This window comes from Natronococcus jeotgali DSM 18795 (genome assembly GCF_000337695.1).
Lineage (GTDB): Archaea > Halobacteriota > Halobacteria > Halobacteriales > Natrialbaceae > Natronococcus > Natronococcus jeotgali.
The window spans coordinates 37708-64157 of the sequence record NZ_AOIA01000122.1 but is presented as its reverse complement, the minus strand read 5'-3'; the positions used below and the strand labels follow the sequence as shown (position 1 = coordinate 64157).

Sequence of the window (26450 nt, the reverse complement as noted above, 5' to 3'; positions counted from 1 at the left end):
GAGACCGTCGCGATGTACTGGCACTTCGTCGACGTCGTGTGGGTGTTCCTGGTCGTGACGCTGTACGTCGGCGCGGCGCTGTAGCTGCCGCCGGCGGGCCCGAGCCGGCCCGCGAGTGTGCCGTCGACCCCCGCGGGGCGGGCGATTGGAGGGACAATCCATATACGATCCGTGGACGTACGCCGAGGCGACCAAATGACGACCTGTACCCTCTGCGGGCTCCCCGCGGAGGAGTCGCCGGTTCGCGACGACGCGATCGACGGGGAATTCTGCTGTCGGGGCTGTCTCGAGGTGTCCCGACTCGTCGACGACGCGGACGGGCCAGCGGACCCGACGACGACCCCGACGGAGTCGACGCCGTCGTTCGAACCGGCGACGGCCGACGACGGCCTCGAGACCGCGTACCTCGCCGTCGACGGGATGCACTGTACGACCTGCGAGACGTACCTCGAGACGACGGCGACGGAGACGCCGGGGATCAGGGACGCGGCGGTGAGCTACGCCACCGAGATGATCCGTCTGGCCTACGACCCGGACGTCGTCGACCGCGAGGAGCTGCCGGCGGCGGTCAGCGGGGCCGGCTACCGCGCCGCCGAACCCGGCGAGGACGGCGAGGAGCAGGACCGCTCCACGCTCGAGCGGTACCGGACGGCGCTCGCCGTCATCCTCGCGATGCCCGTTATGGCGCCGTACCTCCTGTTCATCTACCCGACGTACCTAGGGATCTACCCGGAGTCGTTCCTGTACGGATCGACGATCCGAACGATGGTGTTCGTGCCGCTGACCGTCTGGAGCTCGCTCATCGTGCTCGGGATCGGCTACCCGATCTTCAGGAGCGCGGCCATCAGCCTCGCGGTTCGCCGACCGAACGTCGACCTGCTCGTCGCGATCGCCGTGCTCGCGGCGTACGGCTACTCGGTCGCGGCCTTCCTGCTGGGCGAACGTCACCTCTACTTCGACGTTGCGGTGATGATCCTCGTCGTCGTCACCGTCGGCAACCGCATCGAGTCGAAGGTGAAACGGCGGGCCGTCGGTACCCACGCCGACCTGGCGGCGGCCCGCGACGAGACCGTCCGCGTGCTCGAGGACGGCGGTTCGATCTCGGAGGTCTCCCGGACGGAGTGCGAGGGCGGCGACCGCGTCCTCGTCAACGCCGGGGACCGGATCCCCTTCGACGGGGCGGTCGTCGACGGGTCCGCGACGGTCGAGGAGGCGCTGGTTACCGGCGAGTCGATCCCGCGCTCGGCGTCGGTCGGCGAAGACGTCATCGGCGGCTCGACGGTCGTCGACGGCACCCTCGTCGTCGAGGTCGACGACGACGCCTCGAGCACGCTCGACCGACTCGTCGAACTGCTGTGGGAGGTCCAGAGCACCGACGCGGGCGCCCAGCGGCTCGTCACCGCGTTCGCCGTGGCGTTCGTGCCGCTGATCGTCGGCGTCGCGGCGATCGCGACCGCGGGCTGGCTGGCCGCCGGGCGCCCGCCGGAGTCGGCCCTGCTGATCGGGCTGTCCGTCCTCGTCGTCTCGTGTCCGTGCTCGCTCGGGATCGCCACGCCGCTGGCGCTTTCCGCCGGCAGCGATCGAGCGGCCCGGAACCGCACGGTCGTCCTCTCGCCGAACGTCCTCGAGCGGATCACCGACTCCGAGATCGTCGTCTTCGACAAAACGGGGACGCTGACGACCGGCGAGATGACCGTCGAGTCGACGGTCGCGGACGACGCCGAGACGGTCCTCGAGCGGGCGGCGGCCGTCGAGGCGCGGTCGAACCACCCGATCGCCGATGCGATCGTCGCCGCGGCGGGCGGGCCGCCGGACCGAACCGTCGAGGCGTTCGAGCGCGAGCGCCGGTCCGTCTCGGCGCTCGTCGACGGCCGTCGGGTTCGCGCGGGCAACCCGTCGGCGTTCCGATCGTCGGCGTGGACGCTTCCCGATCGCTTCGCCGAGGCGATCGAGTCGGCCCGCGAGCGCGGGCTCCATCCCACCGTCGTCGGCTGGGACGGCGTCGTCCGCGGCGTCGTCGCGATCCGTGCCGAGCGCCGGGAGCGCTGGGCGGAGGTCGTCGACGAACTGTCCGCCGAGGATCGACGGATCGTGGTACTCACCGGAGACGACGAGCGCGCGACCCGGTGGCTCCGCGACCACCCGGACGTCGACGAGGTGTTCGCCGATGTCCGGCCGGAGTCGAAGGAGGCGATCGTCCGTCGGCTCCGAGCCGAGGGGACGACGACGATGATCGGCGACGGCACCAACGACGCGCCGGCGCTCGCCCGCGCCGACATGGGGATCGCCCTCGAGGGCGGGACCGACCTTGCGATGGACGCGGCCGACGTCGTCGTCCTGGACGACGACCTCGAGGCGATCCCGACGGTGTTCTCGATCTCGCGCTCGACGCGCCGACGGATCCGCCAGAACCTCGGCTGGGCGCTCGGGTACAACGCCGTGGCGATCCCGCTGGCCGTCCTCGGGTACATCAATCCGCTCATCGCCGCCGTGTTGATGGGGCTCAGCAGCCTCCTCGTCGTGCTCAACTCGGGGCGGGACGCGCGGTGAGCCGTCCCGAGGCCGACGAGGCGGACGCCGCCGCAGTTCGGTCGACCGTCGAGCTGCCTCGAGGCGGTGTCGAGGTCGACCCGCTCGAGTCGGGGATGACTGATCATTCAGACGAGACGAACCGGTCGATCCGCGAGCGAACGTCGGTTCCGTGGTGTTCGATCGCGTGTCTCTCATTCTTGAGTGACAGTTTATGCCGCTGAAAGTTGAATTAGCCGCGACCGCCCGTCGTACTTACATCATTTCGAAATCGAAACTCGAACTGGGGGTCGGAGTAATCGTTCTCGAGAGCGAACAACGTCGCCTTCTTGCGATTATCGATCGAAATAGTGCGGGATCGAACGAAGCCGAAACAGTACGGTAATCGGTTGCGATTCCGATAGATGTCTGGAACGGGCGGAACTTTCGTAAATTCCGAGGAAGCGTACAGAACGGCTGAACCCGTTTATACGTCTCCCCTGCTGACCAGGAGTCGATGTCACGGAAGTCGCAGACGACACGTCGAAGCGTACTGACAGCTACGGGGGCCCTCTCGCTGCTCGGACTCGCTGGGGTCGGGTCCGTGGGCGCGGCGTCCGACGACGCCGTCCCGGTTCCGGACGACGCCGACGAACGCACGTATCCGACGATCGGAACGAACGCCGACGCGCCGACGGCGACCGTCTACGGCAACTTCAAGTGTCCCTACACGCAGGATTTCGTCTCCGGCAACCTCCAGGAGATCATCGAGGAGTTCGTCGTTACGGGACGGCTCAACGTCCGCTTCTGTAACCTCGCGTACGAGCCCGGCGACACCTCCCAGCACTACATCTCGGACAGCGATCCGCGGCTCGCGGCCGTCGGACTTGCGATCTGGAACGAGGACTCGAGCAGCTACTGGGAGTTCGTCTCCGAGACGTACGCAAACTCGCCGTCGGGATACGTCGACTACGACGAACTCGAGGACCGCGCGCGTTCGGCCGACGTGACGAACGCCGAGGCCTGCGTCGACCGCGCGGAGGCCGGCGAGTACGACGCGGCGGTCGAACGGATCGCCGAGATCGCCGACGACCACGGCGTCAGCTTCACACCCCAGTTCGAGCTGGCCGGCGAGACGACCGCGCCTCACCACGGCACCCAGGCGATCCTCAACTGGATCGAGAGCCGTCTCGAGGACGCCCCCGACGGCGAGACGTCCGACGACGAGGACGGCGCCGAGGAGGAGTCCGACGAGGCCGAGGCGGACGACGAGGTCGAAGACCCCAAGGAGGAATCGGACGTCGAGGAGGCCGACGGCGAGGATGCTGACTCTGAGGACTCCGGCTCTGAGGACGCCGACTCCGAGGATACTTCCGACTCTGAGGACGCCGACTCCGAGGATACTTCCGACTCTGAGGACGCCGACTCCGAGGATACCTCCGACTCCGACTCCGAGGATACCTCCGACTCCGACTCCGAGGATACCTCCGACTCCGACTCCGAGGATACCTCCGACTCCGACTCCGAGGATACGGACTCTGAGGATACCGAGGAAACCTCCGACGACGATACCGAGGACGACGCCGACGACTCGAGCGACGGGAGCTCCGGCTCGAGCGGCGGTATCGGCGCCGGCGAGGACTACGACCTCAGCGACGACCGAACGGTCGACGATCTGCCGGTCGACTGTTAGACCGCCTCGAGTACGCTACCCGTTCGGTTCGAGCCGTCTCGTTTTCGGGCGCCCCTCGCGGAGTTCGAGTGCGAACCGAAGAATCGTCGCCCGGAGCCGTCGCGCCGCTCAGTCCGCCGGCAGCCGATCGACTTCGAGCGCGGTCGCGACGTGTTCGAGCAGCGACTCGATCTCGCTCCGCTCGAGCTCCCACCACCCGGTCGACCGCTGATACGCGGCGAGCGTGCGCTGGACCGCCTCGAGCTGGGGCTCCGTGAACCGAAGCCGGCCGTCGTCGATCGTATCGAACGCCTGAAACAGCTCGAGGGACGGCGAGTCGACGTCGGTGGCGTCGGCGGCGGTTTCCTCCTGTTCGATCCGGTGGAGCAGGACGTGGTGGAGCGTCCATCGCTCCTCGTGCGATAGCGAGAGGGTGGTCGATCGGGTCGGTCGGGACCTGGATGACATATCGGTGTACACGCGGAGCTATGGGATCACACACCATAAGCATTGCTAGCAGTTCTCATTTGGCGGACGGCGGCGGGTCGTCGGGGAGCGGAGTTGCCGCGAGGAGACGGGACGAGGACGGTCGCGGTCGTCGTGTCGCAACTACGCGATTAGGCGCTCGTACGCGTAGCCGACCGCGACGGAGACGGCGTAACAGCCGGTCAGAAACGGAATCCAGTACGCCCAGAGCTCGAATCGGGGGGCGACGAGGTTGCCGATCGCCGAGCCGATCGTGTAGAGCAGATATCCCGGTAGCGCCAGCGGCGACAGCAGCGACGTCTTGAGCCAGCCGAGCGCGAGCGGCACGACCAACAGGAGGTAGGTCGCGATGGTCGCGGGCGCGACCAGCACGCGGCGAAGCGACGGCGCCGTCATCGTCCCTCCAGCAGCCCGTGACGTTCGAGCGCGGCTGCGGTAACGAGACGGGTCATCTCGTTTTTCGTCTCGCGATCGAGCATGAAGTCCGTCGTCTCGAAGAGATACGACGCGGCGTCGAGTTCGCGCGCGGCCTCGTGGAACAGCAGCGGCCCGGAGAGGTGGCTCTCGTTGGCGACGAACCGGTGTAGCGGGAGGTACCACGGCACCGCGTCCTCGTTGAGCGTCGCCGCGAGGGCGTCCCCCTCCGCGTCCGGCGAGTGAAAGATCGCCTGCCCGACGTACTGCCGGTGAACGCCGTAGAGCCCGAGCGATCGGTGGAGATCCAGCACGACGTCGGGGTCGTGGCGCTCGACGGCGTCCCAGACGCCGGCGGCGAGCTCGCTCGTCGGCTCGCCGTCGGCCGGGAACTGGCGGTTCAGGTCTCCCTCGAGACCCTCTCGTTCGTCGTTTTCGACCGCGACCCGGTCGGTTTCGGGAACGACGACGAGCCGTCCGGCGTCTGGCACCCACTCGGTCGCCTCGCGGGCGACGTCGATCCCGTTGTACTCGTCGCCGTGGATGCCCCCGAAAACCATCGCGGTGGGACCGTCCGCCGGAGCGTCGATCTCGTACAGCGGCGTCTCGTGGACCGTTCCGGAAAGGAGCGTCTCCGTACTCGTCTCGTAGTCGCCGTCGGATCGGCGCGCGCTCGCCACCAGATCGTGTTCGCCCGTCGATCGGCTCGCCACGCCGACGGCGGCCGTTCCGACGAGCGCTCCACCGGCGGCCAGGATGCGACGTCGCTTCATCGTTCCCGAGCAGGGACCGCTCCCTAAAGCGCCTTCCCATTCGGACTCGAGAGGGGCGGGACGAAACCGAGCGCCGTCGGTTCCGTCGCGAGAAGCGACGGTCACGCCTCTCCGGCGTCGACCGCCGGCAGCGTAAACGAGAACGTCGAGCCCGAATCGTCGTTCGACTCCACCCAGATCCGCCCGTCGTGGCGCTCGACGATCCGTTTACAGAGCGCGAGCCCGATCCCGCTGCCGTCGTGTTCCGTGTGGCTGTGGAGCCGCTGGAACAGCTCGAAGATCCGGTCCCGGTCCTCCGGATCGATACCGACGCCGTTGTCCGACACCGAAACCTCCCACTCCGGTCCTCGGCGCCGCGCGGTCACCCGTACCTGCCTGGGCTCGTCGTCGCTGTACTCGATCGCGTTCGACAGCAGGTTCTGGAAGACCTGCCGGAGCTGATCCTCGTCGCCGCGGACCCGGGGGAGCGACTCGGCCTCGATCTCGGCGTCGTGTTCGTCGACCTTCATCCGGAGGTCCGCGAGCGCCTCGTCGAGGACGTCGTCGAGATCGATCGGCTCGAGCGGACTCCCCCGCGAATCGATCCGGGAGTACTCGAGCAGTCCCTCGATCATGTCCCGCATCCGATCGGCGCCGTCGATCGCGTACCCGAGAAACTCACGTCCCTCCCGATCGAGGTCGTCCTCGTAGCGCTGTTCGATCAGCTGCAGGTAACTCGAGACCATCCGCAACGGCTCCTGGAGGTCGTGGCTGGCGGCGTAGGCGAACTGTTCGAGCGAGCGGTTCGACTCCTCGAGTTTCGAGACGTAGTGCATCAGCTCCTGGGACTGGGTGCGCCGAACGAGCAGCGTGTTCAGTCGTCGGTAGAGTAGCGTCCGATCGATCGGCGCCTCGATGATGTCGTCGATCAACAGCGGGGAGTCGCGCTCGCGGGGGTTCGGTAGCGGTACCGTGTGGTGTTCGTCGTCGCGACGGACGAGGACGACGGGACAGAACACCGGGTCGCTTTCGGCGACGCGTTCGCGAAGCGGGTCGTGGTAGTCGTGAAACGAGTAGTCGTCCACGAGGTAGAGATCGGCGTCTTCGATCGACCGCTCCGTCTCGACCGCGTAGCGATCCTCGAGCAGTTCCCGAACCGCAGCGCGGTTCCCGTCGTCGTTGATGAGCACCTGGATCGTCTCCGTGCGGTCGGGTCTGCTCATGCGTGCACTCGCGAACTCGGACTGCGGTGTGATCCCGTCATTCGTTTGCGTCGGTCCCGATCGTCTGCGTCATGGGCGATCCCTGGAGGATGCCGTGGAGCCCGGTCAACGGTTCGCCGACGTAAATGCCGTCGCCGGTGATCTCGAACTCCCGGAGCGTCTTCTCGAAGTCCCCGGTTCGTTTCTTGAGGACGCCGATGACCTTTCGCAGGCTCCCGTCCATCTCGACGTAGCTGACGAACGCGATGTTGTCCGCGATGTAGCTGAGCTGGTTGTCGGTCGCCTCGGAGATCCCGGTGATTTCGGAGATCTCGTTCGTGATGAGGACGGTGACGCCCCTGTTTTTGAGATACCGCGCCAGCGCGTGAAGCTCCCGGACGAGGTCCTGTTGGTGGCCCTGTATCGAGATCGTGTACCCGTCGATCCCGTCGATCATCACGATGTCGGTCTCTGCCTTCTCGACCTGATCGATGACCATGTGGGCGAACTCCTCGCTCGAGAGCGCGAGCGGTTCGACCTCGGTCACCGAGAGGGAGCCGTCCTCGCGAAGCTCCGTGACCGGGATGTCGATCGCCTCCGAGCGGTGGGTGAACGTCTCCATGTTCTCCTCGAACAGGTAGATCGCGGAGTTGAGCCCGTCCCGGGCGGCCTGGGTCAGCAGCTGCGTCCCCGTCGAGGTCTTTCCCGCCCCGGTCGGTCCGCTGATGAAGGTGACGGTCCGCTGGTCGAATCCGCCGCCGAGCAACTCGTCGAGCTCGTCGATTCCCGAGTGGATCAGCTCGGGTGTGTACGCGTGCTCGTGGGACTCGGGGATGAGACGGGGGAAGATCTCGAGCCCGCTCTCGCGGATCTCCATCCCGTGGTCGCCGTCTAGCTGCCCGAGCGCGCGGTGTTTCGTCGCCTCGACGCGTCGTCCGTCCTCGCCGCGGGTCAGTTTGATGATCCCGTCGCTGAGCGAGCGAAGCTCGGTGTCGTACTCCGGATCCGAGTAAAGCGTCGCCGTTACGAGGACGGTGATCTCGTGTTGTTTGAGAAACCGCATAAACGAGAGGATCCGCTTGCGAAACTGGTACTCGTTGGCCTCGACGTACCGGAGCTGCGAGATCGGATCGAGGACGACCCGCGACGGATTGATCTCCTCGATCGCCTCGTGGATCCGTTTCGTGTAGCGGTCGCGCTCGATGTCGCTCGGTTCGACCAGATCGTAGGAGTCGTCGTCGGTGAAGAAATCCGATTCCGGGCCGAGATCGAGGAACTCGGCGTCGCTGATGTCGATGCTGACCGCCCCGCCGTTGGCCAGGATCTCCCGCCTGGACTCCTCTCCGTGGATGAACAGCACCGTCTCGTCGTTCTGTAGCCCCTCTTCGAGAAAGTGCATCCCGAGCAGCGTTTTCCCGGTGCCGGGCTCTCCGCGGACGAGATACATCCGCCCCTTGGCGAGCCCTCCGTTGAGGATCTCGTCCAGGCCGTTGATCCCGCTGTTCATCAGCGTAATATCGGGTGCCACATCTACGGTAGAGGGAGTTGGGAGGTATTAATCAATTGCTTCCTCGAGCGCGTGTTCTGGATGAATGTTGTCGCGACCGACTCGAGGCGCGTTCAGCCGTTTTTCGGCGCCGTTACGGGACGCCCCGAACGACCGATCGCGGCGCTTACACTTTTGTGTGCGGTGTGTGTACCTCCGGCACATGAGAGCCGCAGTGCTCGAGGATTACGGCGAACCGCTCTCGATCGAGACCGTCGACTACCCGGAGCCCGAACCCGACCAGGTCGTCGTCGAGACGGCGGCCTGCGGGGTCTGCCGGAGCGACTGGCACGCCTGGCAGGGCGACTGGAGCTGGGTCGGCGCGCAGGCCCAGCCGGGACAGATCCTGGGTCACGAACCCGCGGGCGTCGTCGCGGCGGTCGGCGAGGACGTCGAAACGCTCGCGGAAGGCGACCGCGTCACCGTCCCCTTCCACCTCGGCGACGGCAGCTGTCGGCACTGCCGGACCGGTCGGGCGAACGTCTGCGAGACGGTGATTCCGCTGGGATTCGCGAGCGTCGCCCCCGGGGCGTTCGCCGAGGCGTTTCCGATTCGGGAGGCCGACTTCAACTGCGTGAAGCTGCCCGAGGACGTCGGGTTCGCGGAGATGGCCGGGCTCGGCTGTCGGTTCATGACCGCCTACCACGCGCTGGCCGATCGGGCCGAGCTGCGGGCCGGCGATCGGGTCGCCGTCCACGGCTGTGGCGGCGTCGGGCTCTCGGCGATCCACATCGCGAGCGCGCTCGGCGCCCACCCGATCGCCGTCGACGTCCGCGAGGACAAACTCGAGCGCGCACGCGAACTCGGCGCGGTCGATACCGTCGACGCCGCCGCGGCCGACAACCCCGCCAGCGAGGTGAAAGCGCTCGCCGACGGCGGCGCCGACGTCTCGATCGACGCACTCGGGATCGCCGAGACCTGTCGCAACTCGGTCGACAGCCTCGCCAAGCGCGGCACGCACGTACAGGTCGGGCTCACCACCGACGAGGAAGGCGGCGAGATCTCCCTGCCGGTCGACGCGATGACGATGGGCGAGATCGACTTCCGGGGCTCGTTCGGGATGCCGCTGGTCCGCTACGAGGAGCTGTTCCGACTCATCGCGGACGGAACCCTCGAACCGAGCAAGATCGTCGGCGAGCGCCTCTCGCTCGAGGAGCTGCCGGAGACGCTTGCTGCGATGGACGACTACGGGACGGTCGGGATCCCGGTCGTCACCGAGTTCTAAAGCCCGCGCTCGAGGGCGTGGGAACCGGGTGGGGGCGGGAACCCACCCTGGCGTGAGAGACATGAGCGTACTCGAGGCGGGGGCGAGTCCGCGTCGAGTCCGGGCACGACCGCACGCGATCGGTTGATCGGCGCGTCGGCGTCCGGGCCGAGCGCGTACCCGGCGGGGGGAATCCCCGCGAACGAGGAGACGGCCGAGAGGACCATTGTTATGCGTCGTCTTGTCGTGCGGTAGCGCGGGTGAACCCTCGGCAGGAACCGGATAACACCTCCGTAGCGGGCGGCTACGACGAGTCCGTCGGCTCGTCTACGGCGTCGGCACAGCGAGGGTGCAACCGAGACGGTCGATCCGATGGAGCCACGTTCGATAACGGGAGCGTCGGCCGCCGAGCATTTGCCCGTTCCGAGAGACTCCCGTCTCGAGCCGGGACCGCCCCGCGGAAAGACCCCGGTACCGTCAGTTCCGCCGCCGTACATCGACGCTTGTCCGGTTACTAAGACGAGCGCGACGATCCGAACGATCGCGGTGCAGTCCGGCGATTATGACGCGTTTACTCGGACGCCGACCGCGGCCGAAGCGACCCGGAACGTCGGCGGCCGAAACCGTCGCAGGGCTCGGCTTCGATCGACGAGTAAGACCTGCATAGGTCGCCGCGTCTCGTCGGTTACAAGCCGGATAACTACAACCGATCACGGCTACCTCCCGGGTATGATCACCTGTGCCAACTGCGAGACGCCCCAGTTCCTACAGATCGTCCAGAGCCGCGTCTACTTCGAGGACGGCGAGATGATCAACGAGATCTCCGAGAACTACGAGTGCACGCTGTGTGGCGGCACCGGCCAGTACGTCTACGACGAGGCTCGCGAGGAGGAGTCCGTCTCGGGCGAGGTCGAACTCACGACCGAGCGGCCGACGTTCGCCTGACCGGTCGCCCCCGAAGAAGGGGGCGACGGCCGCCGTACCGCTACTCGAGTTCGTCTCGCTCGCGGCCGTTGACGGTGATCGATTCGGTCCCGTCCTCGCTTGCCCGCCCGTACCGTCTGCGTTCGACCGCCCTGGCACGGCGATCGACGTCCCATTTTTCGAACAGTCCGTACTCCGTCATCGTTTCCATCCCGGCGATCGCCGCCGAGAGTTTGATTCCGACCAACGGTACGTCCGCGACCGAAACGATCACGTCCGCGCGCAAGATCGCCCCGTCGCGCAACACGACGTCGAGCAGGTCGACCAGCGCGTCCTCGTCGTTTCGCGGCTTCACGATCCGCTCCCCTCCGTTCCGTCGCCGCCCAGCTCCGGCGCGAACGTGTACGGCGGCCACGGCCCCGTAAAGCGGACCTCGAGCCCGTCGGTCGCCGCCACGTCGTCGAGTATCGAGCCGATCGCCCCCTCGTCGTCCTCGTGGGCCAGCAGCGTGAGCCGACACAGCGTCTCGCCGCCGTCGCCGTCGTCGCCGTCGTCGGCAACCTCGTCCGACAGCGACGCCGACGGGGAGCGCTCGAGGGAGTGCACCTCCCGGGCCTCGCTGGCCAGGCGCTGCTCGAGGTCGTCGGTCGCCGACTCCCGGCGGTTCGCCCGCACCGCGGCCAGGCGCTGCTCGAGTTTCTTCTCGAGCAGGAACGCCGTCCCCTCCTCGGAATCGTCGATCTTCGCGCGAAGCTCCTGCAGCCGATCGTCGCGCTCGATCAGCGCCTCGTCGTCGACGGGGTCGACCTCGACGACCTCGACGCGGTACTCCCAGTGGTCGGCCAGTCCCGACAGCGCGCGCTCGAGGGTCGCCCGCTCGCCGTCGATCCACTCGCGGACGCGCTCGTCGTCGCCTCGGAGGATCGTGTCGAACTGGAACGGGATCGGCGTTCCGAACCGCTCGCTGGCCTCGTCGATGACCGTCTGATGGCGCACGAGCCAGCGCTTGACCTGCGCGAGGTCCGCCGAGTCGTAGATCCCCTCGCAGGCGTGGACGACCGCGCCGATCCCGTCCTCGACGAGGATCGACACCGGCTCGCCGTCGATTCCCTCGATCTCGAGGGCGGCGTTCTCGTCGGCCCGAACCAGACAGTAGAGGTACCGTCCCTCCTCGATCTCGGGGACGTCGTCGGCGTCGACGACCGGTTCCGGATCGCCCTCGAGATCGCGCTCGTCGGAGCTCACGATTGGTCACCTCCGAAGACGGAGTAGCCGGGTTTGTCGGTCGGGGTCGTCTCCCCCTGGAGCTGCTCGATCGCGTCCGAGACCAGCCCGTCCAGGTCGTCACGGAGGTCCTCGACGCCGTCCTCGATCCCCTCGTCGGCCTTGAGCTGGTCGATCTCGTCCTCGATCGTCGCGAGTTGGGTCCCGAGCCGTTCGATCTCCTCGTCGGTGAGATCGCCCGACTCCATGCGTCGAACGGCCTCGCCCTCGAGGGCCTCGATCAGGATCTCGACGACGGCGATCACGAGGGTCATCAGCCCGTCGCGCGCGTTCTCGCCGTCGCCGACGTCGATCGTGGACACGGTTCAGTCCTCCTCCTCCGTTTCGTCGTCGTTCGCCGTCGACTCCGATTCGCCGCTCTCGTCGGCGTCCTCGGCGTCGTCGCTGAGCAGGTCGAACCCGCCGCTGGTCGGCCGGTCGGGGTCCGGACTCAGACCCGGGTGGTCGGGCGCCGCGACGTCTTCGTCCTCGCCGTCGGAGTCGGCCCCGCCGCCAGCGGATCGGCTCCCCTCGTCGGCGTCCGACTCGGCCGTCACGTTGACGCCGCGGGTCGGATCGATCGGCGCGGTCGACTGGCGCTCCGCGGCGAGTTCGGGGTCGTCGACGGCCTCGGCGAGCCGTTGCATGTCCGTCCCCTCGGGGAACTCGAGGCCGTACTTCGCCGCCGTCTCGAAGGAGGCGATCGCGGCGCGGAGCTGAACCCCCAGCAGCTGGGTATCGCCGATCGAGACGGCGATGTCGGCGTTGATGACGATCCCCTTGTCGAGCAGCATCTCGACGACCTCGGCGAGATCGGCCTTCTGGCGGCTGGGCTGGAACTCATCGACCACGGCGACCACCTCCGTCACCGCGGGTCGGCCGTCGGTCCGTCCCCGACGCGGTTCTCGCCCGAGCGCGGGCGTCGGCGCCCGCCACGGTCGCCGCTCGCTCCGTCCGGTTGCTGTGTGGGTTCTCAGTCATCGTTCTGTTGGCGTCGTTTTCGCTCGAGTTCGAGTTCGAACCGGCGTCCGTAGATTCGCCTGCGGGTCGGCGCCGTCGAGAGCTTGACCTGCTGTGGGACCGTCGAGTGGCGCGTGTTGCTGGTGCCGATATCGCGTCGCTCGGTTGCGATCGTCGAGGCGGCGGTCGGATTCCGCGAGGACGGGCTCGTGTCCTCCCGGCGCATCTTCTCCCGGTTGGTCTCGTAGAGCTTCTGGAACGTCTCGTGGGTCTCGAGCAGGGCGTCGCGGAAGGCGTCGATGCCCCGCATCGCCTGCTGCTGGATAAACACCTGGTACGCTTCGGGATCCTCCTCGACGTCGGGCGTCCCGAACGCCTCCATCGCGGCCTCCTTCGGATCGACCTCGTCGAGGAGCCCGTCGCCGTCGTCGCCGCCGACCAGGTCGGTCCCCTCGTCGACGACCGTCTCGGCGGCGCCCTCGAGAGTGCCCTCGTCCTCGCCGTCGCCGAGCGCGTCGGTCGCCTCGTCGAGCTCGCGTTTTTGCTCCCAGATGTCGGTCAGATCCGCCGCGTCCCACACGCTCAGCAGATCGAGCGCCGAGAACAGCTGGGTGAGGTCGACGACGTCGCTCGCGCCGGTTTCCTCCTCGGCGACGGCGTCGGGGATCTCGCCGGTTTCGATCGCCTCGAGCAGCTCCTCGCCATCGACGGCCTCCGGCAGTTCGCTCAGGTCGAGCGCCTCGACCAGCTCCGCGGTCTCCTGGGCGACCCGGACGAGCGCGTCGACGTCGCCGAGCACCTCCTCGAGTTCGTCGTCGCCGAGCTCCTCGGGAGCGTCGACGTCCTCGAGTACCGTCTGGAGGTGATCGAGGCTCGACTCGCCCGATTCGAGCAGCTCCTCGAAGGGCTCCTCCTCGCTCATCGCCGCTCCTCCGTCGGCTCGACGACGACCGTGAGGACGCCGTTTTTGAACGACGCCGTCGCCGTTCGCTCGGACCACGGAACCTCGACCCGGTCGAGTTCGCTCCTCGAGACGGCGACGACGAGCTCGTCCCCGTCGAACCCGACCGTGACGTCGTCCGCGCCGGCGCCGCCGACGTCGGCCGTGACGAGCAGTTCCGCCTCGTGGAGCCGCGAGGTCACGTGTCCGTCCGACGAGGACGGACGGCGGCGCGGTCGTCTCCGGAGTCGGTCGCCGTCGATCGGCGTCCGCACCTTGTCGAGCGCTCGATCGAGCCCGGAGCCGATCGAGACGTCGTAGTTCAGGCGCATCGAGCTCCCGCGTCGGCGACCGGTCGCCGACGCGTCGCCGCGCTCGAGTGCCGACAGCAGGCTCGTCAGCCAGTGGTCGGAGTCGATACGGTCGTCGTTCGGTTCGGTCGGATCGTTCGTGTGGTCGCTCATTATCGTTTTACCTCTACACGGCCGCTCGAGAATCGCTCGTGGACCTCGCGGGCGATCTCGATCTCCTCCTCGAGTTCCTCCTTGCGCTCGCGGTACTCCGACTCGGAGCGCTCGCCGAGCTCGTACAGCAGCTGGTTCTCCTTGAGCTGGTCCTCGAGCTCGTCGAGATCGTACAGCTCGTCGAGCGCGATCGAGTGCAACGCGTCGACGATGCCGATGAACGGTCGAAACAGGAGGTCGTCGAGCACGAACATGGTTACTGGGCGCCGATCTTGACGTCGACGAAGCTGTACGGCGCGAACGGTCCGGTGTATCGGACCATGAGTCGGTCCTCGTATCGGTCCTCGAGGTCGGCGACCGCGTCGTCGAAGGCTTCCCGGTCGTCCTCGTCGACGAGGTACGAGCGGTTAAACACCAGCCGATCGCTGAACAGGTCGTTCGGGACCGACTGGTCGGCGATCGGCTCGAGGACGTCGGCGACGTCCTCCTCGATCGCCTCCCGGTCGACCTCGGCGTCTTCCTCCTCGACGAGCTTGAGCCCGAGTTCGATCTTGCCGTCGATATCCCGCAGCGCCCGGCGAAAGGCGGGCTGGGCGTTTCGCAGGACGTTTTTGAGCTCGCGGTCGCCCTCGAAGGCCATCCCGAACCGCATCGGGACGATCGTCTGCCCGCCGTCGTGCTCCATGATCTCCCGGAGCACGTCGTCGTGGCGCTGGGCGTCCTCGTCGGTTTCCTCGGGTTCGGTCGTGTCGATGTCCGAGACGACCGCGGCGTAGCGGCGGTGGGAAACGGTGTAGACCCGATCCGCGTCGCCGACCGCGTCGGTCTCGAACTCGACGTCGTCGCTCGCCTCGACGACGCCGTAGACGTACTTGTGGCTCACGACGGCACCACCGTCCGTCGACGCGGCCGTCTCGATACTCGGAACGAGGCGTGTGTCCATACCATAAGATAAGACCCCACTGGATCGACAACTCGTAGCTCGGGGTACGGCGCCCGCGCGCGTTATGGTGCTGCTTGCAGACGCAGTGTCGGCGAGTACCCCCCGCCGCCTTCCGCTAGCTTGCATGCGCAGCGACAGTACTGTTACGGGTCGCGCGAGAACGGCCGGTTACAATGGCATCCCAACGAAGACCTGACGCCTCCAGTCTCGCGGAAGTGCTGGACCGCGTACTCGACAAGGGCGTCGTCATCGACGTCTGGGCACGCGTTTCGGTCGTCGGGATCGAACTCCTGACGATAGAGGCCCGCGTCGTCGTCGCCTCCGTCGACACCTTCCTCCACTACGCGGAGGAGATCTCAAAAATTGAGCAAGCCACCGCAGAGGGCGATCTCGAGGAGCTCGAGGAGCTCGAGATCGAAGAGCGACCCGAGTCCTCGCCCCAGTCCGCCGAGTAATCCACATGGGGGATTCGTCTTCGCGGGACCGAAAGGTTCGCGGCCGGAAGATCAGGTCGGATCGCAGCAAGAAGAAACGCCGGAAGGCCAAGAAGCAAGCGAAAAAGCAGCGTGCGTCGAACGGCGCCGCCACCGGCGGCGGAAGCGGGAACGGTACCGACCCGTCCACGCTGACGAGTCCCGAGGAGATCGCCCCCGACCCGTTCGTCGAAACCGACGCCGTCACCGCGGTGCGAGACCGGATCACCGGCTGGCTCGAGGCTGGCCAGCCGGTCCACCTGATCGGTCCGACGGGCTGTGGGAAGACGGCGCTGGCGCTGTCGGCGGCCGCGGAACGGGGCCGCCCGGTCGTCTGGCTCAACGGCGACGAGGCAGTCGGCACCGCCGAGCTCGTGGGCACCCACTCCGGCGGCGAGCGCTACGAGGAGCGCGACCAGTTCGTCAGCGGCGTCAGCAAGACGACCGAGGTCGTCCGCGAGCGGTGGGTCGACAACCCGCTGTCGGTCGCGGTCAAGGAGGGCGCGACGCTCGTGTACAACGAGTTCTCCCGGAGCGATCCCGCGGCCCACAACGTCCTGCTGTCGGTGCTCGAGGAGGGCGTCCTCGAGCGCCCGGGCAAACACGGCGAGGATCGGACGATCGACGTCCACCCCGAGTTCCGGCTGCTCGTCACCTCGAACGACGTCGAGTACGCGGGCGTTCACGAACAGCAGGACGCCCTGCTGGACCGGTTCGTCGGCGTCCACGTCGACTACCACGACGCGGAGACCGAACGCGAGATCGTCGCCGCCCACGTCGACGCCCCCGAGGAGACCGTCGAGCGCGTCGTCGACGCCACCCGGACGCTGCGGGACGAACTCGACGTCGTCGTCGGGACCCGCGCGGCGATCACCGCCGCGGAGGGGCTGACCGTCTTCGCGGCGGACGCCGACGAGGTCGACGACGAGCTGTTGGCGGACGTGTTCACCGACGTGCTGGCGCCGAAACTCGCCGGCGAGGACGACGAGATCGACGACCTTCGAGAGACGATCACCGACGCGCTGTAAGCTATGGCCGACGCCGAGACGACCGATCAAGAGCAGTGCCGGGCGCGCACCGGGGACGGCCAGCGGTGCTCCCGTCCGGCCCAGGAGAACGGGTTCTGTTACCAACACGACGAGAGTGATCCGACCGTGAGCGACAGCCAATCAGCACAAGAGCAGGACGAACAGGACGACGACCAGGAGGAGCAGGCCGAGGACGACACCCAGGAAGGGGACGTCCAGTCGGCGGAGATGGCCGACGAGGACGCCGCCGACCCCGAGGACGTCGACGCCGAGGACGTCGACGCCGACGACCAGCTCGGCGGCGTGCTCGCGATCCGGAAGACGGTCCGGGAGACCGCGGGCAAGCTCGTCGGCCACGAGTTCGACGGCGTCAGCGAGATTTCGCCGATGGACGAGGGCTGGCGCGCGGTCGTCGAGGTCGTCGAGCGCTCGGCGGTCCCCGATACCCAGGACATCATCGGCCGCTACGAGATCGAACTCGACGAGGACGGCGTCGTCCAGGGGTACCGACGACTCGGTCGCTACCGCCGCGGCGACACGAAGGCCTTCGAGTAGCGCGCCCGTCGCCGCCGGCTCGCTCCGGCGATCACTCTCCAGTCCACCGTTTTCCGTGACGTTCCGTCGAAACCGCCAAGCCGCTGGCCGTCCTCGAGACGACCGTGCAACTCGTCGGCGAGACGGCCGTGTACGGCCTCGAGGTCGGCCCGGAAACCCGCTGTGAGCACTACCGCGGCGAGCGCGACGTCGTCGCGTTCCGGTTCGCCTGCTGCGAGCGGTACTACCCCTGTTTTCGCTGTCACGCGGCCGTCGCCGACCACGACGCGGTCGGCTGGCCCGAGGCGCGGTTCGACGAGCCGTCGGTGCTGTGTGGCGCCTGCGGGACGACGCTGACGGCGCCGACGTACCTCGACTCGGATTCGTGGTGTCCGGTCTGTAAAGCGCCGTTCAACCCGGGCTGCAAGGACCATCTCGAGCGCTACCTCGAACGATGACTCGCAAAGTCGAGCGCTGATCCAGCAAGTTATTTCCCCGCCGAGCGGCCGAGTGCGGGTATGGATCCGGCGCTTGGCCCGCCAGACGCGATGGCCGAGAAACGCGACGAGCTGACGCCGATGATGCGCCAGTACCACGACCTCTGTGCGCGCTACGACGACGCGCTCGTGCTCTTCCAGGTGGGCGATTTCTACGAGACCTTCTGTGGCGCCGCCGAGCGCACCGCCCGCTTGCTCGAGGTGACGCTGACCAGTCGGGAGGACAGCACGGGGGAGTACCCAATGACCGGGATTCCGGTCGACAACGCCGAGTCCTACGTCGAGGAACTCCTCGAGGCCGGCTACCGGATCGCCGTCGCCGACCAGATCGAGGAGCCCGGCGAGTCCCCGGGAGTCGTCGAGCGGGCGGTCACCCGCGTCATCACGCCCGGAACGCTCACCGAGGACGAGCTGCTGGCTGGCGACGACAACAACTTCGTCGCCGCACTCGCGCGGGGGGACGGCGATGGCGGAAGCGCCGACGAGCTCGCGGTCGCCCTGCTGGACGTCTCGACGGGCGACTTCCTCGCGACGAGCTCGAGCTCGAGGGAGGCGATCGCCGACGAGGTGAGCCGGTTCGCCCCCTCGGAGGCCGTCGTCGGCCCCGACGCGAGCGACGACCTCCTCCCGGAGGACTGCATGGTGACGCCGTTCGACCCCGACGCGTTCGCCCTCGAGCGCGCGACCAAGACCGTCTCGGGGTACTTCGGCGAGCCCGACGCCCTGCTGGCGGCCGACGCCGAGGTCCGGGCCTGCGGCGCCCTGCTCGAGTACGCCGAGTACGCCCGCGGGGGTGCCGAGAGCGACGTGGACGAGGACGCTGACGCAACTGAGCGCGAGGGACCCCATCTCGAGTATCTCACCCACCTCACGCGGTACGACCCCCGCGAGTACCTGCTGCTCGACGCCGTCGCGCTGCGCAGCCTCGAGCTGTTCGAACCGCGTGCGGTCCGGGCCCGCGAGGACGCGACCCTGATCGACGTCCTCGACGAGACCGCCAGCGCGCTGGGCGGGCGGGCGCTTCGCGACTGGCTCCGCCGACCGCTGCTCGAGCCCGAGCGGATCGAGGCCCGCCTCGACGCCGTCGAGGAGCTGACGGGTGCGGTCCGACGCCGCGAGCAACTGCACGAGCTGCTGCGGGACGTCTACGACCTCGAGCGCCTGATCGGGCGGATCTCCCGCGAACGGGCCAACGCCAGGGACCTGCGCTCGCTGCGGGACACGCTGGCGGTCGTCCCGGAGATCCGGGATCGGCTGGCCGACGCCGACTGCGCGCGGCTTCGGGAGCTACGCGAGGAGCTCGATCCCCTCGCCGACGTCCGCGAGTTGATCGACGACGCGGTCGTCGCGGATCCCCCCATCGAGATCACCGAGGGCGGGATCGTCGCGGAGGGGTACGACGCGGATCTGGACGAGCTCCGGGGGACCGCGCGGGACGGCAAGCAGTGGATCGACGACCTCGAGGCCCGCGAACGCGAGCGGACGGGGATCGACTCGCTGAAGGTCGGCTACAACTCCGTCCACGGTTACTACATCGAGGTGACGAACCCGAACCTCGAGGCGGTACCCGAAGACTACCAGCGCCGCCAGACGCTGAAGAACTCCGAGCGATTCGTCACGCCCGAGCTCAAAGAGCGCGAGGACGAGATCGTCGGGGCCGAGGAGCGCGCGGACGAGCTCGAGTACGAGCTGTTCTGCGAGGTGCGAAGCGCGGTCGCCGACGAAGTCGAGCGCGTCCAGGCGCTGGCCGACGCGCTGGCGACGGTCGACGCCCTGGTCTCGCTTGCGACCGTCGCGGCCCAGTACGACTACTGCCGACCGGAGATCCGCGACCGCGACGCCGACCTCGAGATCGATATCGAAGGCGGGCGCCACCCCGTCGTCGAGCGCACCCAGGAGTCGTTCGTCCCCAACGGCGCCAGCCTCTCGCCCGATCGGCGGCTGGCGGTGATCACGGGGCCGAACATGTCCGGGAAATCGACGTACATGCGCCAGGTGGCCCAGATCGTTCTTCTCGCACAGGTCGGCAGCTTCGTCCCCGCGGAGTCGGCCCGGATCTCGCCCGTCGACAGGATCTTCACTCGAGTCGGCGCCAGCGACGACATCGCGGGCGGGCGCTCGACCTTTATGGTCGAGATGGACGAGCTCGCGACCATTTTGCGGGAGGCCGACGAGCGCTCGCTGGTCCTGTTGGACGAGGTCGGACGGGGGACCTCGACGGCGGACGGCCTCGCCATCGCGCGGGCGATCACCGAGCACCTCCACGACGAGGTCGGCGCGCCGACGCTGTTCGCGACCCACCACCACCCGCTGACCGAGCTGGCCGAGGCGCTCCCGGCCGCGTTCACGCTCCACTTCCAGGTCGAGCAACGCGAGGGGGAGGTCGTCTTCCACCACGAGATCGCCCCCGGCGCGGCGACGGGGTCCTACGGTGTCGAGGTCGCGACCGCGGCGGGGGTCCCCGAGGACGTCGTCGAGCGCTCCCGGGAGCTCGTCGCGGAACACGCCGACGAGCTGGAGAGGCCGGACCCGCGGACCGATTCACAGGAACACGGGGACGCCCACGTTCCGGCGTCGACCGACGGCGGGAGCCAGGGGGTTCCCGACGACGTCGCGGCCGAGCTCCGCTCGCTCGAGCTGGCCCACCTCACGCCCGTCGAGGCGCTGACGGAGCTCGATCGGTTACAGCGACTGCTCGAGGAGTAGTCGAAACGGCGAAGAAGCGATCGGTGGCGTTACTTCGAGCGACGGGCGATCCGCGCGAACGCGAGCGCGGCGCCGAACAGCGCGGTATTTTTCAGGAACTGGATCTGCTCTTGCTGTTTCTCCTCGGGATCGTCCTGGTTCCAGAAGTCGTGCATCACCGGGGTCGTGCCGGCCAGAAAGCCCGCGATCCCGAGCGCGGCCGCGGCCGGAAGCCGCCAGAGGACGACGCCGAGCCCGCCAAGCAGCAGGCCGACGCTCGCCGCGGGGACGGTGCGGTCGGGCTCGGGTGCGCCCTTGAACTCGGCGTAGCCGATGCGTTCCTCGAGGTTCCGCAGGTTGTCGATCGCGTTGAACGCGAGGACGCCCCCGAAGAGGACGCGCCCGAGACGGAAGAGTGCGGTGTCGGTTACCGAACCGTCGTCGTCGGTCGGCTCCGCGACGGTCTCGGTGCGCTCGCTGGGTTCGTCGTCGCTGTCGCTGCGGCTCGTGAGTCGAGAGGCAAGTGCCATCACCAGCGCTAGTGGATCGAGCGGGATAAGTCCGCGCTGACACCGATGTTACTGCGCTCCGGTTTGACATCCTCCCGCGACTTTAGGCGCGGGAATCCGCGAAGCGGGGTTCAAGGTTGCGCGTTTCCTCGGGAGCGAAGTACGCTTTCGCGTCCTCCCTTCGACAGTACCCGCCCAATTATGACTGAGGGCGTGGATTCCAGCGCGTGCAGCCCTGTCAATGGGGCCTTCCACCTCGGACGCGCCGAGTGGGTCAACGGACCGAATGCCGCTCGTCCTCACCAGCGGGGTATTCAGCCCGCGTGGTACCGCCATTCGCGTCCGACCCGTGAGCCGGGACGTGGCGGAGTGGTTCAGTCGGATTTGTTACCACGCGGGAAGTCACGGCAAAGCCGTGGTGCCGTCGAAGACGACGTTTCCCAACATGGGAACTCCGGTACTGCCGTCTTCGGTTCGAAGCGTCATCGATATTACACGCGTATCCACGGCCTAAAGGCCGTGGCATTGCACTGTTCCGCCTGTAACTTATTTCGTGGGCGGAGTGGGAGCGTCGAACGATGGCGACGCTCACACTCTCGAGCCCGGCGTTCGACGACGGCGAACGGATTCCCGATCGGTACGGCTACGACGAGGAAAACGTCAACCCGCCCCTCGAGATCGAGGGCGTTCCCGAGGCGGCCGAGTCGCTCGCGCTGATCGTGGACGACCCCGACGCGGTCGGGCCCGCGGGCAAGGTCTGGGACCACTGGATCGTCTGGAACGTCCCCCCGGAGATCGGGACGATCCCCGAGGACTGGATCCCCGACGACGCGACGGAGGGAACGAACGACTTCGGCGCGGTCGGTTACGGCGGTCCGAGCCCGCCGGACCGGGAACACACCTACCGGTTCGCGGCGTTCGCCCTCGAGACGGCCCTCGAACTCGGTTCCGAAACCGACGCCGACGCCCTCCGGGAGGCGATGGAGGGCCGCGTGCTCGCGGACGCGCGGCTCGAGGGGACCTACGCGCCGTAGCTCAATCGGTCGGCTCGAGGGCGACAAACTCGAGGCCGTGGCGGGCCAGCAGCCGATCGGCCCGGTCGGTCACGGAGGGCGCGACGAGGACGCCCCGAACCGAGGCGTCGGCGTGCAGATCCCGTTCCAAGGCGTCGACGTACCGGCGAAGCTGACTCACCGCGTCGGGGCCGACCCGTCGGCGCTTGAGTTCGACGACGACGGATCGCCCGGCCGCGTCCTCGCCGTAGACGTCGATCGCTCCGGCGGGCGTGTCCCGCTCGGTCGCAAGCGGCGTGAACCCCTCCTCGAGCAGGCCGGGTTCCTCGAGGATCCGCCGGCGGAGATCCTCCTCGGTGCCNGGTGCCGACGACAGCGAGTTCGGTCGGGTCCGAGCCCGCGAACGTCGAAACCTGCACCACCAGCTCGAAACGGACGACCAGCCGCTCGTCGGGCGAGGACCGCACGCTCTCGATCACGAGCGCGCCGTCCTCGCAGCGAACCGAGCGGTCGCAGCCGGGCGGCTGCCAGTTGACGGGCTGTTGACCCTCGTCGGTGTGGACCAGCGCCGCGCCGTCGGGTTTGAGCATGAGGTGGCGGTCGCCCTCCTCGAGCCGGCTCGAGGCCCGACCGTCGTAGTCGACGGTGCAGCGGCCGAAGACGGTGATCATCGCCTCGCGGTCGATGCCGTCGGCGATCGCCTCCCGGGCGGTCTCGAGGGCGGGGTGCTCGAGCGTCGTCGCCTGCGGGGGTCGCGTACCGGATGTCACGCATCGGAGTAACCGGTTCAGGGAGAAAAGAGGCCCGAACGCGGGTCGGCTCGGCGACGGGTCGGCGATCGAAAACCCTTATTCTCGTGGGCAGGCGCGTTCGAACTACGATGACCAGCGAACACGATCGTCGCCGATTCCTTCAGCTTACCGGAACGAGCGCCGCCGCGGCGGTGGCCGGCTGCGCCGACATCAACCCGCTGAGCGACGGCGGGGACAACGGCGAGAACGGCGACGTTCTCACCGCCGTCGTCGGTCCGAGCACTGCGGAGATCGAGGAGCTCCGGGAGCGAGTCGCCGAGGAGGAACTCGACATGACCGAGGCCCAGCAGCGCCAGCAGGAGCTCGTCGAGGACGCGATCGAGGCGTTCGAGACCCGGGCCGAGGACGACGACGGTCTCTCGATCGAGGACGCGAGTCCCGAGTACGGCCTCTACCGAGTCGACGGCGACGCCGGGACGATCGTCGACGAGCTCAACGGGGGATCGATCGCGTCGCTCTCGGAGGGCGCGGCCTACGACCGCATCCTCGCGGAGCGGGAACGGCGGTCGGAAGGGGGCAACGTCAACCCAGACGGCGAGACCGACTCCAACGAGAGCGATCCGGACGGCGAGAGGAACGACGAAACCGACGACGGCGGGCAGGGTACGAACGGAACCGAAAGCGACGACGGCCCGACCGACGCGAGCTCCGGCGAGGAAGTCGCGTAACTCCTACTCGACGCCGAAGGGGCTCTTTCGATCGGTCCAGTCCCAGCCCGGCAGTCGCTCCTGGAAGCCGGCGGCCAGCGCGGCCTCGCAGTCGTCGACGCCGGCGTTCTCGCTCTCGTCGCCGTGGACCCGCAGGTCGGCGTAGTGAAACGTCGCCTCGCCGAGCGTCCGCAGGGGTTGGGCGCCCGCGATCGTCGCCGCCAGCTCGCGGCCGAGGATCTCGTCGACGACGAAGCCGGGGTAGTCGCCGTCGACGTCGAGCTCGCGCAGGATCGCGACCATCGCGGCGACGTTGACCGCGAGGTCGCCGTCGGCGAAGACGGCGTCGACCTCCTCGCGGTAGGCCGCCTCGGTGACGGGATCGACGTCGGTCTCGAAGATCGATCCGAGGTCTTCGCGCACGTCGTTGACGATCGGGACGACGGTGTCCGCGCGTCCGCGGACCCACTCGTACTCGGCGGCGACTCGGTTCGGCGTGAGGTGCATGCGGTCGCTTCGGCCCGAATCACCCTGGGTTTTGCGAAGGCTTTTATACCACGCAAAGAATAGCCTCGTGTAAGCGGGTTCTCCCTGGAATCTTCCCGCACGAACCAGGATAACCGACCCGGGAGCGTCTTCATCGGGCGAACCACCACACGATGACTCGAGACACCGGACGGAACGGTAATTCCGTCGTCCGACGGTGCCGTCGCTCGCGGTCCTCGGCAGTACTGCGGCGGCCGACGACCGTCGACCGACGAGCCGCCGGCGGTCCCGGTCCCCGCGGTGGTGCGTTCGTTTCGACGGCTGTGACGCCCCCCACGTCGGCGAGTTCACGCAATCGATAACTGGCGACTATGAGCACTGTAGAGCAGCAACTCGACGATTTGAAAGCAGAGATCACGAGCGAGTTACCGAACGATATCTCGGTTTCCTCGGTGAAGTACGAAGGTCCCGAACTGGTCATCTACACGCGCGACCCCAAGGAGTTCGCCCAGCAGGGCGACCTCGTCCGGCAGCTGGCGAGCAAACTGCGAAAGCGGATCACCGTCCGTCCGGACCCGAGCGTCCTCTCGCGGCCCGACGAGGCCCGCGAGGAGATCATGAACGTCATCCCCGACGACGCCGGCGTCACGGACCTGGACTTCCACGCCGACACCGGCGAAGTCGTCATCGAGGCCGAAAAGCCCGGTATGGTCATCGGCCGTCACGGCTCGACGCTCCGGGACATCACGAAAACCGTCGGCTGGACGCCCGAAGTCGTCCGAACCCCGCCGATCGAGTCCTCGACGGTCTCGAACGTCCGGAGCTTCCTCAAGCAGGAACGGGACGACCGACGGGACATTCTGGAGCGAGTAGGCCGCCAGATCCACCGCGAGGAGATGTCCGACGACGAGTACGTTCGGATCACGACGCTGGGTTGCTGTCGCGAGGTCGGGCGGGCCTCCTTCATCCTCTCGACGCCCGAGACCCGCATCCTCGTCGACTGCGGCGACAAGCCCGGCGCCGAGGGCGAGGTGCCGTACCTCCACGCCCCCGAGGCGCTGGGTGCGGGCGCACAGACGATCGACGCGGTCGTGCTCACCCACGCCCACCTCGACCACTCCGCGCTCATCCCGCTTCTCTTTAAGTACGGCTACGACGGACCGATCTACTGCACCGAGCCCACGCGCGACCTGATGGGGCTACTGACGCTCGACTACCTCGACGTCGCCGCCAAGGAGGGACGCACCCCGCCGTACGACTCCGAGATGGTCCGCGAGGCGATCAAACACACCATCCCGCTCGAGTACGGTGACGTCACCGACATCGCGCCCGACGTCAAACTGACGCTGCACAACGCCGGCCACATCCTCGGCTCGGCCGTCTCCCACTTCCACATCGGCGACGGCCTCTACAACGTCGCGTTCTCGGGCGACATCCACTACGACGACACCCGCCTCTTTAATGGCGCCGTCAACGACTTCCCGCGCGTCGAGACCCTGGTACTGGAATCGACCTACGGCGGTCGCAACGACTACCAGACCGACCAGGAGGACTCCGAGCGAAAGCTCGTCGACGTCATCAACGAGGCCTACGACCGGGACGGAAAGGTCCTCATTCCGGCCTTCGCCGTGGGTCGCTCCCAGGAGATCATGCTCGTCCTCGAGGAGGCGATGCGATCGGGCAAGATCCCCGAGATGCCTGTCCACCTCGACGGGATGATCTGGGAGGCGACGGCGATCCACACGACCTACCCCGAGTATCTGCGCGACGACCTGCGGGATCGGATCTTCCACGACGACGAGAATCCCTTCCTCGCCGAGCAGTTCAACCACATCGACGGCGGCGAGGAGGAACGCCAGGACGTCGCCGACGGCGAACCCTCCATCATCCTCTCGACGTCGGGGATGGTCACCGGCGGTCCGATCATGTCCTGGCTGAGCCACCTCGGTCCCGATCCGGATTCCTCCCTGGTCTTCGTCGGCTACCAGGCCCAGGGGACCCTCGGCCGGCGCATCCAGAACGGCTGGGACGAGATCCCCACCAGCGAGGTCGGCGCGATGGGCAACGGCGGCGGCCGCGGCACCCTCTCGCTGAACATGAACGTCGAGACCGTCGACGGCTTCTCCGGCCACGCCGACCGCGCCGGCCTCGAGAACTTCGTGAAGACGATGAACCCGCGTCCCGAGAAGGTGCTCTGTGTCCACGGCGACGAGCGCTCGACGCAGGACCTCTCGAGCGCGCTGTACCACGACTACAATATGCGGACGTTCGCGCCGAAGAACCTCGAGACGTTCCGCTTCCTCTGAAAGCCCTCGCGAGCGCCTGGCAGCGCTCGCTCGCCCTTTTAGTCCACCAGGCCCGCAACGCGGCGCGGGAACCCCCGCGCCGCGCGGTCGGCCTGCCCCTCCCCCGTGACTCGAGCGCGCGACTCGAACGGAGCCGCGCGCTCGAGTCGGCCACGGTCGCTGGACGGGTCCGGACTGCCGTT

At 67.8% G+C, this 26450-nt stretch carries 29 protein-coding genes and 1 pseudogene; 13 read left to right on the top strand and 17 right to left on the bottom strand.

The annotated features are described in order from the left end of the window. From C492_RS25930 to C492_RS13785, 3 genes are all read left to right on the top strand, one after another. Positions 1–84, top strand: an 84-nt coding sequence (locus C492_RS25930) for a cytochrome c oxidase subunit 3 (RefSeq protein WP_008424586.1), incomplete at its 5' end; no start/stop codon positions are given. Between the two features lie 111 nt (positions 85–195). Next, entirely contained in the window at positions 196–2550 is a 2355-nt protein-coding gene (locus C492_RS13795; protein WP_008424584.1) for a heavy metal translocating P-type ATPase, read from the top strand. 475 nt (positions 2551–3025) lie between these two features. Continuing rightward, positions 3026–4201, top strand: a complete 1176-nt coding sequence (locus C492_RS13785; RefSeq protein WP_049893062.1) for a DsbA family protein — start codon at positions 3026–3028, stop codon at positions 4199–4201. 108 nt (positions 4202–4309) lie between these two features. Here the strand turns inward: C492_RS13785 and C492_RS13780 are convergent, their stop codons facing one another. From C492_RS13780 to C492_RS13760, 5 genes are all read right to left on the bottom strand, one after another. Next, the gene (locus tag C492_RS13780; protein WP_008424578.1) at positions 4310–4648 is read right to left on the bottom strand and encodes a DUF7853 family protein; all 339 of its coding nucleotides are present in this window, start codon (positions 4646–4648) and stop codon (positions 4310–4312) included. Between the two features lie 141 nt (positions 4649–4789). After that, positions 4790–5062 carry a hypothetical protein gene (locus C492_RS13775; protein ID WP_008424576.1) on the bottom strand — a complete coding sequence of 91 codons (273 nt, stop codon included), beginning with the start codon at positions 5060–5062 and terminating at the stop codon, positions 4790–4792. After that, positions 5059–5853 (bottom strand): succinylglutamate desuccinylase/aspartoacylase family protein, encoded by a 795-nt coding sequence (locus tag C492_RS13770; protein ID WP_008424574.1) that lies wholly within the window; start codon positions 5851–5853, stop codon positions 5059–5061. The genes C492_RS13775 and C492_RS13770 overlap by 4 nt, the downstream gene beginning before the upstream one ends. A 101-nt stretch (positions 5854–5954) precedes the next feature. After that, positions 5955–7055, bottom strand: coding sequence for a sensor histidine kinase (locus C492_RS13765; protein WP_008424572.1), 1101 nt, complete (start codon positions 7053–7055; stop codon positions 5955–5957). Between the two features lie 37 nt (positions 7056–7092). Beyond that, positions 7093–8541 carry an ATPase domain-containing protein gene (locus tag C492_RS13760; protein WP_008424570.1) on the bottom strand — a complete coding sequence of 483 codons (1449 nt, stop codon included), beginning with the start codon at positions 8539–8541 and terminating at the stop codon, positions 7093–7095. Positions 8542–8743: 202 nt separating this feature from the next. On the opposite strand from C492_RS13760, the gene C492_RS13755 reads away from it, so the two are divergent. After that, a complete protein-coding gene (locus C492_RS13755) occupies positions 8744–9805 on the top strand; it encodes a zinc-dependent alcohol dehydrogenase family protein (RefSeq protein ID WP_049893065.1) in 1062 nt (353 codons plus the stop codon). On the opposite strand, the gene C492_RS23780 is transcribed toward C492_RS13755, so the two are convergent. Further along, a complete protein-coding gene (locus tag C492_RS23780) occupies positions 9802–10011 on the bottom strand; it encodes a hypothetical protein (protein ID WP_152424914.1) in 210 nt (69 codons plus the stop codon). The genes C492_RS13755 and C492_RS23780 overlap by 4 nt on opposite strands. Positions 10012–10513: 502 nt before the next feature. On the opposite strand from C492_RS23780, the gene C492_RS13750 reads away from it, so the two are divergent. Beyond that, on the top strand, positions 10514–10729 hold the full coding sequence (locus C492_RS13750) for a hypothetical protein (protein ID WP_008424567.1): 216 nt from the start codon (positions 10514–10516) through the stop codon (positions 10727–10729). 40 nt (positions 10730–10769) lie between these two features. Here the strand turns inward: C492_RS13750 and gvpM are convergent, their stop codons facing one another. The 8 genes from gvpM to C492_RS13710 form a co-directional block, all read right to left on the bottom strand. Continuing rightward, the gene (gene gvpM, locus C492_RS13745) at positions 10770–11063 is read right to left on the bottom strand and encodes a gas vesicle protein GvpM (RefSeq protein WP_008424566.1); all 294 of its coding nucleotides are present in this window, start codon (positions 11061–11063) and stop codon (positions 10770–10772) included. Further along, a complete protein-coding gene (gvpL, locus tag C492_RS13740; RefSeq protein ID WP_008424565.1) occupies positions 11060–11953 on the bottom strand; it encodes a gas vesicle protein GvpL in 894 nt (297 codons plus the stop codon). Before gvpL ends, gvpM begins: the two co-directional genes overlap by 4 nt. Further along, complete coding sequence (locus C492_RS13735; protein WP_008424564.1) at positions 11950–12294, bottom strand: gas vesicle protein K; 345 nt, start codon at positions 12292–12294, stop codon at positions 11950–11952. The genes gvpL and C492_RS13735 overlap by 4 nt, the downstream gene beginning before the upstream one ends. Positions 12295–12297: 3 nt before the next feature. Further along, positions 12298–12831, bottom strand: coding sequence for a gas vesicle protein GvpJ (gvpJ, locus tag C492_RS13730; RefSeq protein ID WP_239643441.1), 534 nt, complete (start codon positions 12829–12831; stop codon positions 12298–12300). 113 nt (positions 12832–12944) lie between these two features. After that, positions 12945–13853, bottom strand: coding sequence for a hypothetical protein (locus C492_RS13725; RefSeq protein ID WP_008424562.1), 909 nt, complete (start codon positions 13851–13853; stop codon positions 12945–12947). Then, positions 13850–14335: an Hsp20/alpha crystallin family protein gene (locus C492_RS13720; RefSeq protein ID WP_008424561.1), complete on the bottom strand. Its 486-nt coding sequence runs from the start codon at positions 14333–14335 to the stop codon at positions 13850–13852. Before C492_RS13720 ends, C492_RS13725 begins: the two co-directional genes overlap by 4 nt. After that, a complete protein-coding gene (gene gvpF, locus C492_RS13715; protein ID WP_008424560.1) occupies positions 14335–14589 on the bottom strand; it encodes a gas vesicle protein GvpF in 255 nt (84 codons plus the stop codon). The genes C492_RS13720 and gvpF overlap by 1 nt, the downstream gene beginning before the upstream one ends. Before the next feature lie 2 nt (positions 14590–14591). Further along, a complete protein-coding gene (locus C492_RS13710; protein WP_049893063.1) occupies positions 14592–15218 on the bottom strand; it encodes a GvpL/GvpF family gas vesicle protein in 627 nt (208 codons plus the stop codon). A gap of 233 nt (positions 15219–15451) precedes the next feature. Between C492_RS13710 and gvpA the strand changes: the two genes are divergently transcribed. From gvpA to mutS, 5 genes are all read left to right on the top strand, one after another. Then, positions 15452–15733 carry a gas vesicle protein GvpA gene (gvpA, locus tag C492_RS13705; protein ID WP_015322023.1) on the top strand — a complete coding sequence of 94 codons (282 nt, stop codon included), beginning with the start codon at positions 15452–15454 and terminating at the stop codon, positions 15731–15733. Between the two features lie 5 nt (positions 15734–15738). Then, the gene (gvpN, locus tag C492_RS13700; protein ID WP_008424557.1) at positions 15739–16779 is read left to right on the top strand and encodes a gas vesicle protein GvpN; all 1041 of its coding nucleotides are present in this window, start codon (positions 15739–15741) and stop codon (positions 16777–16779) included. Between the two features lie 3 nt (positions 16780–16782). Then, entirely contained in the window at positions 16783–17334 is a 552-nt protein-coding gene (gene gvpO / locus C492_RS25375; RefSeq protein WP_008424556.1) for a gas vesicle protein GvpO, halophile-type, read from the top strand. Between the two features lie 104 nt (positions 17335–17438). After that, entirely contained in the window at positions 17439–17771 is a 333-nt protein-coding gene (locus C492_RS13690; RefSeq protein ID WP_008424555.1) for a CHY zinc finger protein, read from the top strand. Between the two features lie 60 nt (positions 17772–17831). After that, a complete protein-coding gene (mutS, locus tag C492_RS13685; RefSeq protein WP_049893061.1) occupies positions 17832–20516 on the top strand; it encodes a DNA mismatch repair protein MutS in 2685 nt (894 codons plus the stop codon). A 29-nt stretch (positions 20517–20545) separates the two neighbouring features. Here the strand turns inward: mutS and C492_RS13680 are convergent, their stop codons facing one another. Continuing rightward, positions 20546–21025 (bottom strand): DoxX family membrane protein, encoded by a 480-nt coding sequence (locus tag C492_RS13680; protein ID WP_008424552.1) that lies wholly within the window; start codon positions 21023–21025, stop codon positions 20546–20548. A gap of 557 nt (positions 21026–21582) precedes the next feature. Between C492_RS13680 and C492_RS13675 the strand changes: the two genes are divergently transcribed. After that, positions 21583–22038: a YbhB/YbcL family Raf kinase inhibitor-like protein gene (locus C492_RS13675; protein ID WP_008424550.1), complete on the top strand. Its 456-nt coding sequence runs from the start codon at positions 21583–21585 to the stop codon at positions 22036–22038. 1 nt (position 22039) lies between these two features. Here the strand turns inward: C492_RS13675 and nucS are convergent. Next, positions 22040–22787 (bottom strand): annotated as a pseudogene (nucS, locus tag C492_RS13670) (endonuclease NucS). Between the two features lie 110 nt (positions 22788–22897). On the opposite strand from nucS, the gene C492_RS13665 reads away from it, so the two are divergent. After that, positions 22898–23497 (top strand): hypothetical protein, encoded by a 600-nt coding sequence (locus C492_RS13665; RefSeq protein WP_008424548.1) that lies wholly within the window; start codon positions 22898–22900, stop codon positions 23495–23497. 3 nt (positions 23498–23500) lie between these two features. On the opposite strand, the gene C492_RS13660 is transcribed toward C492_RS13665, so the two are convergent. Continuing rightward, positions 23501–23983: a hypothetical protein gene (locus C492_RS13660; protein ID WP_008424546.1), complete on the bottom strand. Its 483-nt coding sequence runs from the start codon at positions 23981–23983 to the stop codon at positions 23501–23503. A 350-nt stretch (positions 23984–24333) separates the two neighbouring features. On the opposite strand from C492_RS13660, the gene C492_RS13655 reads away from it, so the two are divergent. Next, positions 24334–26268 (top strand): beta-CASP ribonuclease aCPSF1, encoded by a 1935-nt coding sequence (locus C492_RS13655; protein WP_008424544.1) that lies wholly within the window; start codon positions 24334–24336, stop codon positions 26266–26268. The last annotated feature ends 182 nt before the right edge of the window (positions 26269–26450 follow it).

Coding starts and splice junctions, on each gene's coding strand:
- C492_RS13660 (WP_008424546.1), bottom strand. CDS start 23,983: ATGCACCTCACGCCGAACCGAGTCGCCGCCGAGTACGAGTGGGTCCGC.
- C492_RS13770 (WP_008424574.1), bottom strand. CDS start 5,853: ATGAAGCGACGTCGCATCCTGGCCGCCGGTGGAGCGCTCGTCGGAACG.
- mutS (WP_049893061.1), top strand. CDS start 17,832: ATGGATCCGGCGCTTGGCCCGCCAGACGCGATGGCCGAGAAACGCGAC.
- C492_RS13720 (WP_008424561.1), bottom strand. CDS start 14,335: ATGAGCGACCACACGAACGATCCGACCGAACCGAACGACGACCGTATC.
- C492_RS13755 (WP_049893065.1), top strand. CDS start 8,744: ATGAGAGCCGCAGTGCTCGAGGATTACGGCGAACCGCTCTCGATCGAG.
- C492_RS13655 (WP_008424544.1), top strand. CDS start 24,334: ATGAGCACTGTAGAGCAGCAACTCGACGATTTGAAAGCAGAGATCACG.
- C492_RS13785 (WP_049893062.1), top strand. CDS start 3,026: ATGTCACGGAAGTCGCAGACGACACGTCGAAGCGTACTGACAGCTACG.
- gvpA (WP_015322023.1), top strand. CDS start 15,452: ATGGCATCCCAACGAAGACCTGACGCCTCCAGTCTCGCGGAAGTGCTG.
- C492_RS13760 (WP_008424570.1), bottom strand. CDS start 8,541: ATGAACAGCGGGATCAACGGCCTGGACGAGATCCTCAACGGAGGGCTC.
- C492_RS13725 (WP_008424562.1), bottom strand. CDS start 13,853: ATGAGCGAGGAGGAGCCCTTCGAGGAGCTGCTCGAATCGGGCGAGTCG.
- C492_RS23780 (WP_152424914.1), bottom strand. CDS start 10,011: ATGGTCCTCTCGGCCGTCTCCTCGTTCGCGGGGATTCCCCCCGCCGGG.
- gvpF (WP_008424560.1), bottom strand. CDS start 14,589: ATGTTCGTGCTCGACGACCTCCTGTTTCGACCGTTCATCGGCATCGTC.
- C492_RS13680 (WP_008424552.1), bottom strand. CDS start 21,025: ATGGCACTTGCCTCTCGACTCACGAGCCGCAGCGACAGCGACGACGAA.
- gvpO (WP_008424556.1), top strand. CDS start 16,783: ATGGCCGACGCCGAGACGACCGATCAAGAGCAGTGCCGGGCGCGCACC.
- C492_RS13795 (WP_008424584.1), top strand. CDS start 196: ATGACGACCTGTACCCTCTGCGGGCTCCCCGCGGAGGAGTCGCCGGTT.
- C492_RS13765 (WP_008424572.1), bottom strand. CDS start 7,055: ATGAGCAGACCCGACCGCACGGAGACGATCCAGGTGCTCATCAACGAC.
- C492_RS13750 (WP_008424567.1), top strand. CDS start 10,514: ATGATCACCTGTGCCAACTGCGAGACGCCCCAGTTCCTACAGATCGTC.
- C492_RS13780 (WP_008424578.1), bottom strand. CDS start 4,648: ATGTCATCCAGGTCCCGACCGACCCGATCGACCACCCTCTCGCTATCG.
- gvpN (WP_008424557.1), top strand. CDS start 15,739: ATGGGGGATTCGTCTTCGCGGGACCGAAAGGTTCGCGGCCGGAAGATC.
- C492_RS13675 (WP_008424550.1), top strand. CDS start 21,583: ATGGCGACGCTCACACTCTCGAGCCCGGCGTTCGACGACGGCGAACGG.
- C492_RS13665 (WP_008424548.1), top strand. CDS start 22,898: ATGACCAGCGAACACGATCGTCGCCGATTCCTTCAGCTTACCGGAACG.
- C492_RS13775 (WP_008424576.1), bottom strand. CDS start 5,062: ATGACGGCGCCGTCGCTTCGCCGCGTGCTGGTCGCGCCCGCGACCATC.